The sequence below is a fragment of the Bradyrhizobium sp. genome (genome assembly GCF_035570375.1).
Taxonomy (GTDB): Bacteria; Pseudomonadota; Alphaproteobacteria; order Rhizobiales; family Xanthobacteraceae; genus Bradyrhizobium.
On record NZ_DATMLW010000218.1, the window covers coordinates 1 to 15612 of the forward strand.

Below are 15612 nucleotides of genomic sequence, written 5' to 3' on the forward strand. Positions count from 1 at the left end.
GGACGGTGCCGGCCGCCGTCATCATCATCGGAAAGGCGCGGCCGAAGGCTTCGGCAGCCTCGATCACGGCGCGATAGCCGGCGAGATTGGCCTGGCTCGACAGCACGTCCATCGCCTGGGCGCGGGTGATGCGCGGCATCAACTCCATCGCAAACGCGACGATGCCGGCATCCGCCATCGCCTTGATCGCGGCCTCATGGCCGTAAGGATCCATGATGGCGACCACCAGCGCACCGCGCTTGTAGTTGGCAAGCTCGGATGCTTCGGGCCGCTTCACCTTGATGACGACGTCGGCATCCTTGACCGCCTCGGCGTTCACGGCGGCGCCGGCGGCGGTAAATTCCGAATCCGGCAGGCCGGACGTGATGCCCGCGCCCGGCTCGACGGCGACATCGAAGCCCAGCGCCTTGTATTTCTTCACCGTGTCGGGCGAGGCGGCGACCCGCGGTTCCGACGGATCAATTTCCCTGGCGACGGCAATCTTCATGGGGCCTCCGGCGGCGCGGGAAGCTCGCGCGCGCAACTAATGGAGTGGATTTGACAATCGCTGCGGCGAGTCGTTGGGAAAATAGCGACGCCGATCGGCGGCGCGCGGATCATGCATCAGGTCAGGAAAATCGCCATCAGGATGAGGATGAGGATGACGGTGGCGGTACCGTACTTCACCAGCGTGATGAAGCCCTCATAGGTCTGCTCGTGGGCAATGTAATCGTTGCCGTCAGCGGTCGTGTAGGCCACTTCGCTATGTTCTGCCATCGGTCTCCCCGTGAATTGGCGGCTCAACCGTGGAATTACCGCAATCCCCCCGGGAGGGCAACGCCGATAAAGGCGGCTTTGCCCTCCCTGTCGGTACATTCGGAAAGCCGATCGCCCCTGCCCTTCGCGCATTCGGTCTTCGAATGCGATCAGCCCATCGCTTCCAGCTCCCCGATCATGCTTGCGATCACCGACAACCCGCCGTCCCAGAATTCGGGATCCCTGGCATCGAGCCCGAACGGCTTGAGCAGTTCGGAATAATGTTTGGTGCCCCCGGCCGAGAGCATCGCCAGATAACGTTCCGCAAAACCGTCTTGAGCGTTCTCATAGACCGCGTAAAGCGAGTTCACCAGGCAATCGCCGAAGGCGTAGGCGTAGACGTAGAACGGCGAGTGGATGAAGTGCGGAATATACATCCAGAAGTTTTCGTAACCGGGGCGGATGTCGATGGCGGGGCCGAGGCTTTCGCCCTGCACGCTGAGCCAGATCTCGCCGACGCGCTCGGCGGTCAATTCGCCGTTCTTTCGTTCGGTGTGAACGGCGCGCTCGAAGGTATAGAACGCGATCTGCCGCACCACCGTGTTGATCATGTCCTCGACCTTGCCGGCGAGCAGCGCCTGGCGCTGCCTGGCGCTGCCGGTCTCCGTCAAAAGCCGCTTGAATGTCAGCATCTCGCCGAACACGCTTGCGGTTTCGGCGAGCGTCAACGGTGTCGGCGCCATCAGCGCGCCGTTCCTGGCCGCCAGCACCTGGTGCACGCCGTGACCAAGTTCGTGGGCAAGTGTCATCACGTCGCGCGGCTTGCCCTGATAATTCATCAGCACGTAAGGATGCGCTGACGGCGTGGTCGGATGCGAGAACGCTCCAGGCGCCTTGCCCGGCCGCACCGGCGCGTCGATCCAGCGGTCGGTGAAAAACCGCTCGGCAATTCCCGCCATTTCCGGCGAGAAGCCGCGATAGGCCGTCAGCACCATGTCCCTGGCTGCAGGCCAGGCGATGCTTGCCGTGGCAGCAAACGGCAACGGCGCGTTGCGATCCCAGTGCGGCAGCTTCCTCTTTTTGAACCAGGCCGCTTTCAGCCGGTAGTAGCGGTGTGAAAGCCTCGGATAGGCCGCGCGAACGGAAGCAACCAGCGCATCGACGACTTCGCGCTCGACGCGGTTGTTGAGATGGCGGGAATCCGCAACATCCTTAAAGCCGCGCCAGCGATCGGAAATCTCCTTGTCCTTGGCGAGCGTGTTGGTGATCAGCGCAAAGGTCCGCTCATTGGCCTTGAACGTCCTTGCCATGGCTTGCCCGGCCGCCTTGCGCTTTGCCGCGGAACGATCCTGCAAAAGGCTTAGCGTCGGCTCGATGGCAAGTTCATTGCCGCCGACCTTGAATCGCAACGCAGAGATGGTCTGGTCGAACAGCCTGTTCCAGGCGGTGTAGCCGCTTTGGGATTTCTCGTGAAACAGCTGCTCGATGCGGTCCTCGAGCTGGTACGGCTTGTCCTTGCGCAAATCCTCGATCCAGGGACGGTAGTGCGCCAGCTCGGGCGTCTGCATCGCCTGCTCGACAACGGCATCATCGATGCGGTTGAGTTCGAGGGTAAAAAACAACAGATGCACCGAGGCATTCGTCAGCCGCTCGGAAATGTCGCCGTAGAATTTCGAGATCGCGGGGTCGACGCTGTCGCCGGCGTGAACGAGGCCGGCATAGGAGCTTAAGCGGCCAGCGAGATCGTCGATCGCCTCATAGCGGCGCACCGCCTCGGCAAGCCACGTACCGCCGCCCGCCGCCGCCGTGCGCTCCGCCAGCCTGCCTTTGTAGTCGGTCTCAAACGCGACGCAATCGCCGTCCAACCTCTCGAGATCGGCGGTAACTTCGGGCGCGTCGATCCCGGAATAGAGGTCGGCAAGGTTCCATTCCGGCAGCTTCGCGTCCCTTGGCCTGGCGGCGGCTTTCTTCGAAGCCGGTTTGCGCGTGGTGGTAGATTTGCGGAGGGCAGACGAGGAGCGCGAAGTCATCTTGGTTGGAAACCCGTATTCAATCGGAATGGCTGGGGGAAGCGAAGGACGACACGGTGAAGGTTTAAGTGGTCGTTAATCGGCTTCCGCCACAGTGCCCCGATTCGAGACAGATAGTTGTAAAGCGTGAGGAGTGCCATGGCTGCCAGTATTTTGATCGCCGACGACGATGCGGTGCAACGTCGTCTGGTGGAGAATATGGTGCAGAAATGCGGCTATGAGACAATGGTGGTCGATTCCGGCGATGCGGCAATCGCGCTCCTGACCGCCCCCGATGGCCCCACTTTCGATGCGATGGTGCTCGATCTCGTGATGCCCGGTCTCGATGGCCTGGGCGTGCTGGCCAAACTCCGTGACGCCGGTCTTTCGATCCCCGTGGTGGTGCAGACCGCCCATGGCGGCATCGACAATGTGGTGTCGGCGATGCGCGCCGGCGCGCAGGATTTCGTGGTCAAGCCGGTCGGCATGGAGCGGTTGCAGGTGTCGCTGCGCAACGCGCTCAACACCAGCGCGCTCAGGGGCGAGCTGCAGCGCATCAAGCACAGCCGAGAAGGCCGGCTGACCTTTGCCGACATCATCACCCGCAGCGAAGCCATGTCCGCCGTCATGCGCACCGCGCAGAAGGCGGCCGCGTCCACGATCCCCGTGCTGATCGAGGGTGAGTCCGGCGTCGGCAAGGAAATGTTCGCACGCGCCATCCATGGCAGCGGCGAACGCAAATCGAAACCATTCGTTGCTGTCAATTGCGGCGCGATCCCGGACAATCTGGTGGAATCGATCCTGTTCGGCCACGAGAAGGGAGCCTTTACCGGCGCCACCGAGCGTCACGTCGGCAAGTTCGTCGAAGCCTCGGGCGGCACGCTGTTTCTGGATGAGGTCTCCGAATTGCCGCTGACCGCGCAGGTGAAATTGCTTCGCGCGCTGCAGGAAGGTGCTATCGAAGCGGTCGGCGGGCGCAAGCCGGTAAAGGTCGACGTGCGGATCATCTCGGCGACCAATCGCAAATTGCTCGACCGCGTCAAGGGCGGTCAATTCCGCGAGGACCTGTTCTATCGCCTGCACGTGCTGCCGGTAACGATCCCGCCGCTGCGGATGCGGCGCGAGGACATTCCGCATCTCCTGCGGCATTTCCTGGCGCGTTTCTCGGCCGAACAGAGCCGTCACATCACCGGCATTTCCGGCGAGGCCATGGCCTATCTGTCGCAACTGGATTGGCCGGGCAACATCCGGCAGCTGGAGAACACGGTGTATCGCGCCGTGGTCATGAGCGAAAGCGACCAGCTTGGGCTGTCCGACTTCCCGCAAGCGGCGAACATGCCCTCCCCGCCGATCTCAAGCGCGCCGAGCGAGCCGCTGGTTGTCGAACCGGTCTCAAACGCCATCGTGCCCGCGATGGTCTCCGGTATTGAGATACCCATAGCTCCTCTTGCCGCCGCCGGCATGCTCTCGATGCTGACCAATACGGGAGACGTCCGGCCGCTCGAAGAATTGGAGAGCGAAATCATTCGCTTCGCGATCTCGCATTATCGAGGTCAGATGTCGGAAGTGGCGCGGCGACTCAAGATCGGCCGCTCGACCCTTTATCGAAAGATCGACGAGGCCGCGGATGCCGATCCCGCCGGCGGGGGAACGGAACGCTCATGATCTTTGTTGGCGCCATTGCGGCATGTTGGCGCGCATGAAGAATGCGGCCAAAAATGGCCATCCTGGTGTTTTGTGAATCAGTCGGACTTGGAAGATTTGAACCGTTGCCCGGAGGTGACAGACAAAGGCAGGCGCGCATGGCAAAAGCGGGTAATTCAATGCCGAAGCATTGAACTCAGTTTGTCGTGAGTAGCCCCACTGCGGCTGGCTGCATAGGGGGTGGCGCATGTATCGTCTGCGTATGAATCGTCGCTCGCAGACCCGGCATGCTTGGAGAATGGGAGCACATCTCACCAGAATGCGCTTCAAAATTCCGGACAGGTCGGCGTTTTTGCGAAAACGGCAATGAACCAACTTAAAGCTGCTCCAAGACGGGAGCAGTTCACACAAGGGGTGTGATAATGCGGGAATGTGGGAAGAACCGTGGTGGATACGACCGCGTACTGATGGCTGTCGCGGCAACGTTCCTCACAGTGTCGGCAACCTCGGCATGGGCGCAGGGCGATCAGATACGCAACAGCGCCGCCGAACTGGCAATCGATGCCGCCATCCCGCGCCCCGAACCTGCCAATGTACCGCCCCCGACCGCCAGCGACTTCAAGCTGGACACGCCGGTGCCGGCTTCGGACGCCGCGAAGGTCACCGAGAAGTCAGCGCCTGAACCCACGACGACAAAGCCCGCCGCAGTGGTCACCGCTCCGGCCTCCGAGCCTGCCAAGCTCGATGCCGGCATCCCGCGCCCCGAACCCGCCAATGTGCCGCCCCCGACCGCCAGCGACTTCAAGCCGGACACGCAGCCGACGGCTTCCGATGCGGCTACACCCTCGCCGGAGCCCGCGAAGGAACCCGTCAAGGCGGCCAGCAACGTACCGCCGGCGGATCAGCCGGTGGCCGACAGGCTGCGCGACGCCTTTGCCGCGAAATCGCTGCGCTACTTCGACCGCAAGGTGGAGCGGGCGGCCGTGGAGAAATTCTACACCTCGCGCGAATTCGCGCCGATCTGGACCGCGGCCGGTAAATTGACCGACAGCGGCAAGGGTGCCATGGCGCGGCTGAAGGATGCCGCTTCGGAGGGGCTGAACCCGTCCGATTATCCCGTGCCGGATTTTGCAGCGGCGACCACGCCGGATGCGCTGGCTGACGCCGACCTGAAATTGACCGCCGGCGTGCTCGACTACGCGCGTCAAGCCCAGAGCGGCCGCATGCACTGGTCGCAGGTGTCGGGCGACATCCAGTATCCGGAGCACCCGACCGACCCGGCCGAAGTGCTGACGAACGTCACGCTCGCCAAGGATGCCTCCGCGGCGCTCGACGGCTATAACCCGCCGCACAAGCTCTATCGCGCCTTGAAGGCAAAGCTTGCCGAACTGCGCGGCCAAGGCGACGGGCCGGCCATCCAGATCGCGGATGGGCCAGTGCTCAAATTCACGCCTGCGCGCGGCAAGAAGCAAGACGAGACCGCGATGGAAGACGAGCGGGTCCCGCAATTGCGGGCCAAGCTCGGCATCACCGAAAACCGGGGCGACACCCGTTACGATGCCACCGTTGCGGAAGCCGTGCGCAAATTCCAGGCGAGTGCCGAGCTGAAGCCGACCGGCATGCTCGACGAGCGGACGATCAGGGCGATCAACAGCCCGAAGCACGATCGCCAGATCGATACCATCATCATCAACATGGAGCGGTGGCGCTGGTTGCCACGCGATCTCGGCGCGCCCTCGGTCGGGGACGCCTATGTCATTCTCAACATCCCCGATTATACGCTAAAGGTGATGCAGAATGGCCAGCAGGTCTGGACCACGCGGGTCGTGACCGGCCAGCCCGGCGTTCATGCAACCCCGCTCCTGACGGAAACGATGAAGTTCATCACCGTCAATCCGACCTGGAACGTGCCGCCCTCGATCATCTACAACGAATATCTGCCGGCGCTGCAGCAGGATCCAACCGTGCTGCAGCGGATGGGGCTGAGGCTCGAGTACGGCCAGGACGGCAGCGTCCATATCTCGCAACCGCCAGGCGAGGGTAACGCGCTCGGCCGCATCCGCTTCAACTTCCCGAACAAGTTTTTGGTCTATCAGCACGACACGAATGAGAGATACTTGTTCGCGAAGGAAGACCGTGCGTTCAGCCATGGCTGCATGCGGGTGCAGAATCCGGATCAATATGCCTCGATCCTGCTCAATATCACCGACCCGAACGCGCATTATACGCCGGAGAAGATCCGCAGCATGTACGGGCAGGGCGAGGTCGACATCAAATTCCCGACGCCGATCCCGGTGAACATCACCTACCAGACGGCGTTTGTGGACGATGCGGGCGTCCTGCAACTCCGCAAGGACGTCTACGGGCGCGACGCCACCATGGCGTCGCTGCTTCGCTCCGGCCGAACCAGGGATCTGGAAAGTGTGGTCGCCCACTCCCAGCCCAGCTATGGCCGTCCTGCCGGCCTCAGGGTCGCCAGCGACGGCTGGGGACCGGGCTTTGGATCGAATTCATGGTCGTCGGGCCCCTCGTTCTTCGACCGCCTGTTTGGCGCACCGAATCCGCCACCGGCAGCTGCGGCTCGGCGCCCGCAACGCCGCGTGTATGAGCGCTGACCCCGGGAAAAACGCTCGAACGGCTCAGATTCTCAAATGCCCGCAAAGGCCTCGTCCGTCCAGACGGGGCCTTTCGCATTTGCCATTTCCCCACCGCGGCTAACCGGCGGGCTATTTTTCGCCACACTCACCGCGTTAGGTCTCGGCTTGGACTTGGGGGGAAGAGTTTATTCTCACTTAACTCTTCCGAATTAAGATTGCATTTACACTCTTTCGCCGCACGGGGTGGCGCAAGAGTTCTTGCGTTTCGGTCGTCTTTGGGTGGGCTCGTTACGTGCTGATTGGTCTCGCACGCCAATTCAAATTGTCGTCTCTGCCCCAGGCCGGATATCAATTCGGCCTGACGTCTCTTTTGCTATTTGCGGGAGCGGGTTCAGTACACGACGCGACCGCGCTGAACGAGACCCGAACGCTTTCATTCCACCACACTCATTCCGACGAAGACCTTACCGTCACCTTCAAGCGTGACGGCCGTTACGACGAAGAGGCACTCAAACAGCTCAATCATTATCTCCGCGACTGGCGCAGCCAGGAACAGACCACCATGGATCGTCATCTGTTCGACATCCTCTGGGAAGTCTACCGCGACGTCGACGGCAAGAAGCCGATCCAGATCATCTCCTCCTATCGTTCCCCCGCCACCAACGCCATGCTCCGCCGCCGCTCGTCAGGGGTGGCCCGCTTCAGCCAGCACATGCTCGGGCATGCGATGGATTTCTTCATTCCGGACGTCCCGCTCGAGCAGATCCGCTTCGCCGGCCTGCGGCTACAGCGCGGCGGCGTCGGCTTCTATCCCACCTCGGGATCGCCTTTCGTCCATCTCGATACCGGCAGCATCCGCCACTGGCCGCGCATGACCCACGATCAGTTGGCCCGCGTCTTCCCCGATGGACGCACGGTGCATGTCCCATCCGATGGTGTTCCGCTCAAGGGGTATGAACTTGCGCGAGCCGACATCGAGAAGCGCGGCAATGGCGACGATGCGTCGATCGTGAGCAAGACGCCAAACCTGTTCGCGCGTCTGTTCGGCAACAAATCCAACGACGAAGAGGATGAGGGCGCTGCGCCCCCCGCCAAGGCCGTTGCAATTGCCGCCGTTCAGACCAAGGACGCCAAGTCCGCAGAGGCCGTGCCGATGCCGCGGGCAAAGCCTGCCGGCCCGACCCTGCAGCTCGCCTCCGCCGACATGCAGGGCGCGCAACCGGCCAAACCGAAAGAGGCGGTGGCGACGGAAAAGACCGAGTCGAGGCCGCAAACACCGGCTGACATCATCAACGCCCGCGGGTTCTGGGGCGAGACGTCCACGCCGAAAGAAGCCACGCCGGAGCAAGTCGCCTCGCTCCGCGCCCGCGAGGTGCTCGCTTCGACCACCGAACCGCAATCGACCGCCAGCGTTCCCGCCGTCTACCAGGCGCTGGCCTATGCGCCCGCCGCCGCCACCTCCGGCGATCGCGCCAATGTCGTCGCGGCGAGCGCGCCCGTTCCCTACAGCGCCCGGCCGTCGTCGCCGAACCGCAATTCAATGGCGGTTACCGACGTCACGACCGTCGTCGCCAAGGGCGCACAGGGTCAGGGCGGCGTGGTCGCGACCTCGACCCGGCTCGCCGCCTCCGCAGCCGGCGATGCCTGGATACGCGTCATGATGCTGGCGCCGAGTGCCAGCACATCGATGTCCGTGACCGTGCTTGGAGATGCCGATCTGACCTTGATGAACGCGCATTTTGTCAAGCCGCGGTCCGTTATCGCGATGGGCTTCTCCGAAGATCCGCTCTTGGGCCTGAGCTGCGATCAATTCACGGGATCCGCCACCGCGACGCTGACGATGCAGTCCTTTGTGATGCGAACGGCATCGCTGCGTTGAGCGGCTTCACCGGTTAGCGGTTTCCCGGTTTGGTTATCGTCTTGCTGGCCGCGGGCGGTTGTGCGCCCGCCTCAATTCCCGCACCGAGTTGCGGGCTCCCAGATGATAGGTCAAGGCCAGCGAAAGGCAGATCGACAGCGGCGCTGCGGGCAGGACGCCCGTCAGTTTCAGCACTAGCGCCCTGTTCGCCCGATATTCGAACTCGTCGGGGAATCGCTCGCGAAATGTCTCGATCAGGGTGGTCCGACAATTGAACAAGACGGCGCAACGTTGCTCGCCATCCTTGACCTGACCGAGCCGGATGGTGCTCCCGCTGCCTGTTTGTTGCGTCAGGTATGCCGGCTCGCCCCATTTCAGTGTCTCCAATAGTGGCCCGACACCGTCACACGCCGCGGCAGTCGTGAAAATCAGCTTGCGTACTTCCAGAAGCCGCCTACGGACAGGCATTGGAAATGCCTCGAAGGCACGACTCACATCGCGCGAGAGCTGCGGCGTCATCACTCAAAACCCCTCAAGGGCAAGTGGATGTCGGTAAGAAGCTCCGGGGGAGGCACTTCTGTTGGATTGTTGAGGTACGTCTCGAAGATAGGGGCATCATCGGCATCGTAGCCCGAGGAAGGCAACCATACCCCGAGCAGCCAGCGGTAGGCATCCTTCATATCGGCATAAGGCCCCTTGTAGCGAAGCCTGGCATAGACGCCACCGCGCAGCACCGTCGTCTCAAGCGAAGACGGAAGATTGACGTCCTCGGAAACGGGAGTGCAGGCCTTTGACCGCAACGCGTCCGCCGGAACAAGGTCGGGGTCGTCAAGAAACACCGCACGCATCTGTTGACCCGGCGTCAGCAACCCGTTGACGGCAAGCTCGGAGAACAACCGAGCCATCGCCGAGTCGATCTGCATGTACGATCCGATATGCGCGGCTGCGGCGCACCGCGTCGGCGGCAGGCTCACGATCTCGACAGGGAAGCCTGTGATGTCCTGTTTGCGGGTTGCAGCCTTGAACATTGCATGGCTCCCGTTGGAGCGATAGTCCGCCGGCGTCTTGCCGTAGTGCTCCTTGAATGCCCTCGCGAAGGCATCGAGGGCACCATAGCCCGCCCGTTCCGCGATGGCCTTGAGCGGTTCGCTTGAATTGGCCAGGCGGTCGGCAGCCCGCAGCAGCCGTAGCCGCCGCACCGTTGCGGCTATCGTTTCACCTCGAATCGCTGCGTAGATACGGTGCCAGTGATACGGCGACAGGCAGGCGACCTCGGCGAGGTCGTCGAAGCGGATATCCTCGTCCAGATGCGCGTAGATGTGGTCAACCACACGATTGAGACGGGCTTCATAACTTGCTCGGGTTTGCGGCTTGCTCATCGGCGGACCTCGAATCGCCATGAACATGATCGCACACAGCAGATCGACAAATCTTGCGGATTTGAAGCCGGCACAGCGCCGTAAGCCGGCCGTTCCCGAACGGGTCCAGAAATCCCCTTCGGTGGTGCCCCCGTCAACGCGAGCACCTTGGCTCGCGGCTTCTCAAGCCGGCAGGCCTGCCTTGAGGAGGCCGGCCTCGTGACGCTTTCGGTCGGCTTCGAATTTATAGTGCTGGGTGGCAAGAGAGGCGGCGACCGAGAATTCCGGCATCCGCTTTATGACCTCGGCTGCGTGCGCGGTCGCCGCGACCGCGTTGCCCATCTGCGCGAACGTGGCTGCGAGGAAAGCGTGATGCGTGTGGTCGGGCCGCGTGATCCGCGAAAAGGCTTCGGCGGCGTCGGCGTATTTCTCGGCGCAGTAGCAGGCGCGACCGAGGTGACTCCAGAAACGCTCCGGGTGGTAGGGGTTTAGACGCATCGCCTTCCTGATCCAGTCGATGCCTTCTTCCGGACGCCCGAGCCAGGTCAGAAGCTCACCCTGCTGCACGACGATAAGGTCGTAGTTGGGGTTAAGCGCGAGCGCCCGCTCCTGGTGATATGCGGCCTTGTCGTGGTCATCGCGCGTCAGATTGACCGCAGCGAGGATCCGGTGCACGTCGCTGTCATTGTCATCGAGCGCAAGTGCGATCTCGAGTTCTGCCACGACCTGCCGGAGAGCGGCATCGGCATCTTCGCACCAGCCGTAAATCCAAGTCTGGCCCAGGACGCATGCCTTCCAGGCGTGGGCATGCGCATAGTTCGCGTCAAGCTCGAGGGCACGGTCGAGCAGCCGCTGCGCTTGCGCGTTGTCTTCGCGAACCGAGCGATGGTGCAGCACCTTGGCGGCCAGCACGCATTCGTAAGCCGCCAGATTGTCGGTCCGTTTCCGCTTTGCGCGGTCGTGCGTGGCCGCCTCCACGCGCCCGGGAAGAGTGGCGACGATCGCGCGGGTCATCTCGTCCTGGATGGCGAAGATATCCTCGAGCTGCCGGTCGTAGCGCTCGGCCCAGACGTGCCGATCGGTTTCCGCGTCGATCAACTGCACCGTGACGCGGACGCGATCGCCCGCCTTTCGCACGCTCCCTTCGAGGACATAGTCGACCCCGAATTCGCGCGCCACCTCCTGCACCTTCACCGCCTTGCCCTTGTGCACGAAGGTCGAGTTGCGCGAGATCACGAGCAGGTCGCGAAAGCGCGACAGCTCCGTAATGATGTCTTCGCTGAGGCCGTCGGCAAAAAACTCCTGCTCCGGATCGCCGCTCATGTTGACGAGCGGCAACACGGCAATCGAGGGCTTTTTGGCGACCGCATTCGCCACCACCGCAGCATCCTGCGCGCCCTCCGGCGCGGCTTTGGAGGCCGGCTCAAACCGGACCCGAAAGACGTGGATTGGCCGGGAGATGTTCTTCACGGTCTTTGCGCCGAGATCCTCGAACGCGATGTCGTCCAGCCGGTGGTCGACCTGGTCGCGCACGGCGGCCGAGACGCATATGCCGCCCGGTTCGGCAAGCATTTCAAGACGCGCGGCGACGTTGACGCCGTCGCCGAAGATATCGTCGTCCTCGACGATCACGTCGCCCAGATTGATGCCGATGCGAAACTGGATCCACCGTGCCGGCGAGACGTCCGCGTTGCGACCTGCCATGCGGCGCTGAACTTCCGTGGCGCACATCACCGCGTCGACGACGCTGCGGAACTCGACCAGCATACCGTCGCCGGTGGTCTTGATGATGCGGCCATGATTCTTCGTGATAGCTGGATCGATGAGCTCAAGCCGATGGGTCTTGAGCCGCGCGAGCGTTCCCCTCTCGTCGACCTCCATGAGCCGACTATAGCCGACCATATCGGCGGCGAGGACCGCTGCGAGCCTGCGCTCTGGCCCCGGGACTGACATCTTTGGTTCCTTTGCAGAACCATTCTAGCAGACGAGAGGCTTTCGCACCAAGCTTGGAGCGCCGAAACGGCGCAAGGCCCGCGTCTCACAGCATTCCGAGCGCCTGCATATAGGTTTCCAGGATCGTCTCCTGCTCGGCCCGCTCATTGGCGTCCTGCTTGCGCAGCCGCACTATGGTGCGCAGCGCCTTGGTGTCGAAGCCGTTGCCCTTGGCTTCGGCATAGACGTCGCGGATGTCATCGGAGATCGTCTTCTTTTCCTCCTCCAGCCGTTCGATACGCTCGATGATGGCCTTGAGCTGGTCTTTCGCAAATTTCGTCGCCGGCGCTTCCTTCACGGCGGCAGCAGAGGTGGCCATCGGGTACTCCTGAAGTGAATTGTTGGGATTGGGAGGGAAGAAGCGCCGCACGCTTCAACACGCACCGCGTCCTCACGATTTGGAAGATGACCCTCAAGAGTGAGGCGCTTTCCGTCAAGACGACATCGCGCCCATCCACAGCACGCCCACAGGAGAAAGGGTTCCTCTTTGTGGCATCATTCCAGGTGAGTTCGCGCCACTGTCCCGGCTTCGACGTTCGCATGGCTTGCCGCACGCGCTTTTGCGAACGCCGGCCCCAAGGGGACACTAGCAAGTCTATGATTCTCTAGTTTGGCTTTGGATTTGACGTTCCTATAACGCACTGGCGGCGAGACTGACGGGAACGTCAAACCCGCCACACCAGTGAAAGACCCGGCCTTCGCGGACCCGACGATTGAGGTTCGTTCAGACGCAGATTGCCGTCCCGCGCCTGAGGCGGGCCATCGGGGCCAATATCCACGAAGATCAGTGCCCCGGATGGGACTTTTTCATCGCCGCGAGTTGTTCCGGACTGGCCGTGGCCTGATGGGTCGCCTTCCAGGTCTCATAGGGCATGCCATAGACGGCCTCGCGACTCTGGTCCTTGGTCATCGGAACGCCCTTGGCGTCGGCCTCTTCCTTCAGCCAATTCGACAGGCAGTTACGGCAGAAGCCCGCGAGATTCATCAGATCGATGTTCTGGACATCGGTGCGCGAGCGCAGATGCGCGACGAGGCGCCGAAAAGCGGCGGCTTCGAGTTCCGTTCTGGTTTTGTTGTCCATCGTCATGACCCGCTTTCGCTTTTTTGCGGCATGCCCCGCCAGCACTCGGCGGACACGTCCAAACAAAGATTACCGTTTTTAGATGGGGGCTGTCACAGATTTTTCCATATCGCGACGCAAACAGCGCGCTAAGGCCGTCGATCGGACAGAATCGGGCCCTCGTTGGCGGGGGGCACCCTTGCCCGTTGACGGCGCAGTTGCGCTCACGCGAAACCGTCAACAATTTGATATAGCTTCGGGCAATGATCGCAAAGGATTCGCTTCGTCACGCCGGATTATTCAGGCGCTTGGCCGCCGGATCGTTGCCGGCCACGCTGCTTGCTGCGACGTGCCTTTGGAACGGCTCGGCCGCAGCGGACTTCCGCCTGTGCAATAACACCTCGAGCCGGGTCGGGATCGCGCTCGGTTACAAGGACGCCGAGGGCTGGACCACGGAGGGCTGGTGGAACGTATCCTCGCGAAGCTGTGAAACGCTGCTGCGTGGCACCCTTGTCGCCCGGTATTATTATATCTACGCCCTCGACTACGACCGTGGCGGAGAATGGTCCGGACAGGCCTTTATGTGCTCGCGTGACAAGGAATTCACCATAAGGGGCGCCGATAATTGCCTGGCGCGCGGGTTCGACCGGACCGGCTTCTTCGAAGTCGACACAGGCGATCAGCGCGCCTGGACCGTGCAGCTCACCGATTCCAACGAACAGCCTGCGCAGCGAGTGCCCGGCATTCCCGGCGGACTCGGGCCAGGGGGAGCCGGAAACATTCCGGGCATGTCCAATTCGCCGGGCGGACTGCCCCCGGGCGCGACTGGTCTGCCGCCAGCCGCACCGCCCGGGACCAAGCCATGAGGCGTTTGCGCCGTATCAAGATCCTTGCAACGCTGGGCCCGGCCTCTTCAGACAGTGCGATGATCCGTCGCCTGTTCGAGGCCGGCGCCGACGTCTTTCGCATCAATATGAGCCACACCCCGCATGACAAGATGCGGGAACTGGTCAAGACCATCCGCAATGTCGAAAGCAGCTACGGCCGCCCGATCGGCATTCTCGTCGATCTGCAGGGACCAAAGCTGCGTCTGGGATCGTTCGCCGAAGGCTCGACACAGCTTCATAACGGCCAGAGCTTCGTGCTCGATTCCGACAAGGCGCCCGGCGACAACACGCGCGTGCAGCTGCCGCATCCGGAAATTCTCGCTGCCCTCAAGCCCGGCCATGCGCTTCTGCTCGACGACGGCAAGGTGCGGCTGATCGCCGAGGAAACCTCTCCCGACCGCGCGATTACCCGGGTCGTGATCGGCGGCCGCATGTCCGACCGCAAGGGGGTTAGCCTGCCGGACACCGACCTGCCCGTCTCCGCGATGACGCCGAAGGACCGTGCCGACCTTGAGGCGGCGCTTGTGACCGGGGTCGACTGGATTGCGCTGTCTTTCGTGCAGCGCGCCGAGGATGTCGCCGAGGCCAGGAAAATGGTCCGCGGCCGCGCCGCCATCATGGCCAAGATCGAAAAGCCGCAGGCGATCGACCGCTTGCCCGACATCATCGAGGCTTCCGACGCGCTGATGGTGGCGCGCGGCGATCTCGGAGTCGAACTGCCGCTGGAACGGGTGCCGAGCCTGCAGAAACAGATGACGCGGCTGGCGCGCCGCGCCGGCAAACCGGTGGTGATCGCAACCCAGATGCTGGAATCGATGATCCAGGCGCCAGTACCGACCCGCGCCGAAGTGTCCGACGTTGCGACTGCGGTCTATGAGGGTGCCGACGCCATCATGCTGTCGGCGGAATCGGCCGCCGGCAAATATCCGGTGGAAGCGGTCGCGACCATGAACCGCATCGGCGAGGAGGTCGAGCGCGACCCGACCTATCGCGGCGTCGTCAACGCGCAGCGCGCCGAACCGGAGCCGACGGTCGGCGATGCGATCGCCGACGCGGCGCGCGTGATCGCCGAAACGCTCGACCTCTCTGCGATCATCTGCTGGACCAGTTCAGGATCGACCGCGCTGCGGGTTGCGCGCGAACGCCCGAAGCCGCCGGTGGTGGCGATCACGCCGAACCTTTCCACGGGGCGCAAGCTGTCCGCGGTCTGGGGCGTGCATTGCGTCGTCGCGGAAGATGCCAAGGACCTCGACGACATGGTGAGCCGCGCCGGAAGCATCGCCTTCCGCGACGGTTTTGCGAAGTCCGGACAACGCGTCATCATCGTCGCCGGTGTTCCGCTCGGCACGCCCGGCACTACCAACATGCTGCGCATCGCCTCCGTCGGCCCGGATAGCGACGCGGATATGTGAAGCGGAGCCGCGCCTGCTCTTTCAGGCGTTATTCCGGGATGGGCCCAACGGGCCTGGCAC

General features: G+C 62.9%; 12 protein-coding genes and 1 pseudogene. 5 read left to right on the forward strand and 8 right to left on the reverse strand.

Going from position 1 to position 15612, the window contains the following annotated elements; genetic code table 11:
* From VNX23_RS23880 to VNX23_RS23890, 3 genes and pseudogenes are all read right to left on the reverse strand, one after another.
* Positions 1–487, reverse strand: a pseudogene (locus tag VNX23_RS23880) (NAD(P)(+) transhydrogenase (Re/Si-specific) subunit alpha); the annotation flags it as partial.
* Between the two features lie 116 nt (positions 488–603).
* Positions 604–756 (reverse strand): aa3-type cytochrome c oxidase subunit IV, encoded by a 153-nt coding sequence (locus VNX23_RS23885; protein WP_325634037.1) that lies wholly within the window; start codon positions 754–756, stop codon positions 604–606.
* A gap of 149 nt (positions 757–905) precedes the next feature.
* Positions 906–2765: a M3 family oligoendopeptidase gene (locus VNX23_RS23890; RefSeq protein ID WP_325634038.1), complete on the reverse strand. Its 1860-nt coding sequence runs from the start codon at positions 2763–2765 to the stop codon at positions 906–908.
* Positions 2766–2903: 138 nt separating this feature from the next.
* Between VNX23_RS23890 and VNX23_RS23895 the strand changes: the two genes are divergently transcribed.
* From VNX23_RS23895 to VNX23_RS23905, 3 genes are all read left to right on the forward strand, one after another.
* Entirely contained in the window at positions 2904–4409 is a 1506-nt protein-coding gene (locus VNX23_RS23895) for a sigma-54 dependent transcriptional regulator (RefSeq protein ID WP_325634039.1), read from the forward strand.
* Positions 4410–4810: 401 nt separating this feature from the next.
* Positions 4811–7003: a L,D-transpeptidase family protein gene (locus VNX23_RS23900; protein WP_325634040.1), complete on the forward strand. Its 2193-nt coding sequence runs from the start codon at positions 4811–4813 to the stop codon at positions 7001–7003.
* A gap of 274 nt (positions 7004–7277) precedes the next feature.
* Positions 7278–8864: a DUF882 domain-containing protein gene (locus VNX23_RS23905; protein WP_325634041.1), complete on the forward strand. Its 1587-nt coding sequence runs from the start codon at positions 7278–7280 to the stop codon at positions 8862–8864.
* 33 nt (positions 8865–8897) lie between these two features.
* Here VNX23_RS23905 and VNX23_RS23910 read toward each other — a convergent pair whose 3' ends face one another.
* The 5 genes from VNX23_RS23910 to VNX23_RS23930 all read right to left on the reverse strand — a co-directional run bounded on the left by VNX23_RS23910 (position 8898) and on the right by VNX23_RS23930 (position 13280).
* Positions 8898–9311: a DUF1801 domain-containing protein gene (locus VNX23_RS23910; protein ID WP_325634042.1), complete on the reverse strand. Its 414-nt coding sequence runs from the start codon at positions 9309–9311 to the stop codon at positions 8898–8900.
* 50 nt (positions 9312–9361) lie between these two features.
* Positions 9362–10222, reverse strand: coding sequence for an AraC family transcriptional regulator (locus tag VNX23_RS23915; protein WP_325634043.1), 861 nt, complete (start codon positions 10220–10222; stop codon positions 9362–9364).
* 162 nt (positions 10223–10384) lie between these two features.
* Positions 10385–12154 (reverse strand): adenylate/guanylate cyclase domain-containing protein, encoded by a 1770-nt coding sequence (locus VNX23_RS23920; RefSeq protein ID WP_325634044.1) that lies wholly within the window; start codon positions 12152–12154, stop codon positions 10385–10387.
* A gap of 85 nt (positions 12155–12239) precedes the next feature.
* Positions 12240–12512: a DUF2312 domain-containing protein gene (locus VNX23_RS23925; protein WP_325634045.1), complete on the reverse strand. Its 273-nt coding sequence runs from the start codon at positions 12510–12512 to the stop codon at positions 12240–12242.
* 465 nt (positions 12513–12977) lie between these two features.
* The gene (locus tag VNX23_RS23930; RefSeq protein ID WP_325634046.1) at positions 12978–13280 is read right to left on the reverse strand and encodes a DUF1244 domain-containing protein; all 303 of its coding nucleotides are present in this window, start codon (positions 13278–13280) and stop codon (positions 12978–12980) included.
* 236 nt (positions 13281–13516) lie between these two features.
* Between VNX23_RS23930 and VNX23_RS23935 the strand changes: the two genes are divergently transcribed.
* The gene (locus tag VNX23_RS23935; RefSeq protein ID WP_325634047.1) at positions 13517–14119 is read left to right on the forward strand and encodes a DUF1036 domain-containing protein; all 603 of its coding nucleotides are present in this window, start codon (positions 13517–13519) and stop codon (positions 14117–14119) included.
* Positions 14116–15552, forward strand: coding sequence for a pyruvate kinase (gene pyk / locus VNX23_RS23940; protein WP_325634048.1), 1437 nt, complete (start codon positions 14116–14118; stop codon positions 15550–15552). The genes VNX23_RS23935 and pyk overlap by 4 nt, the downstream gene beginning before the upstream one ends.
* Positions 15553–15612 lie beyond the last annotated feature (60 nt).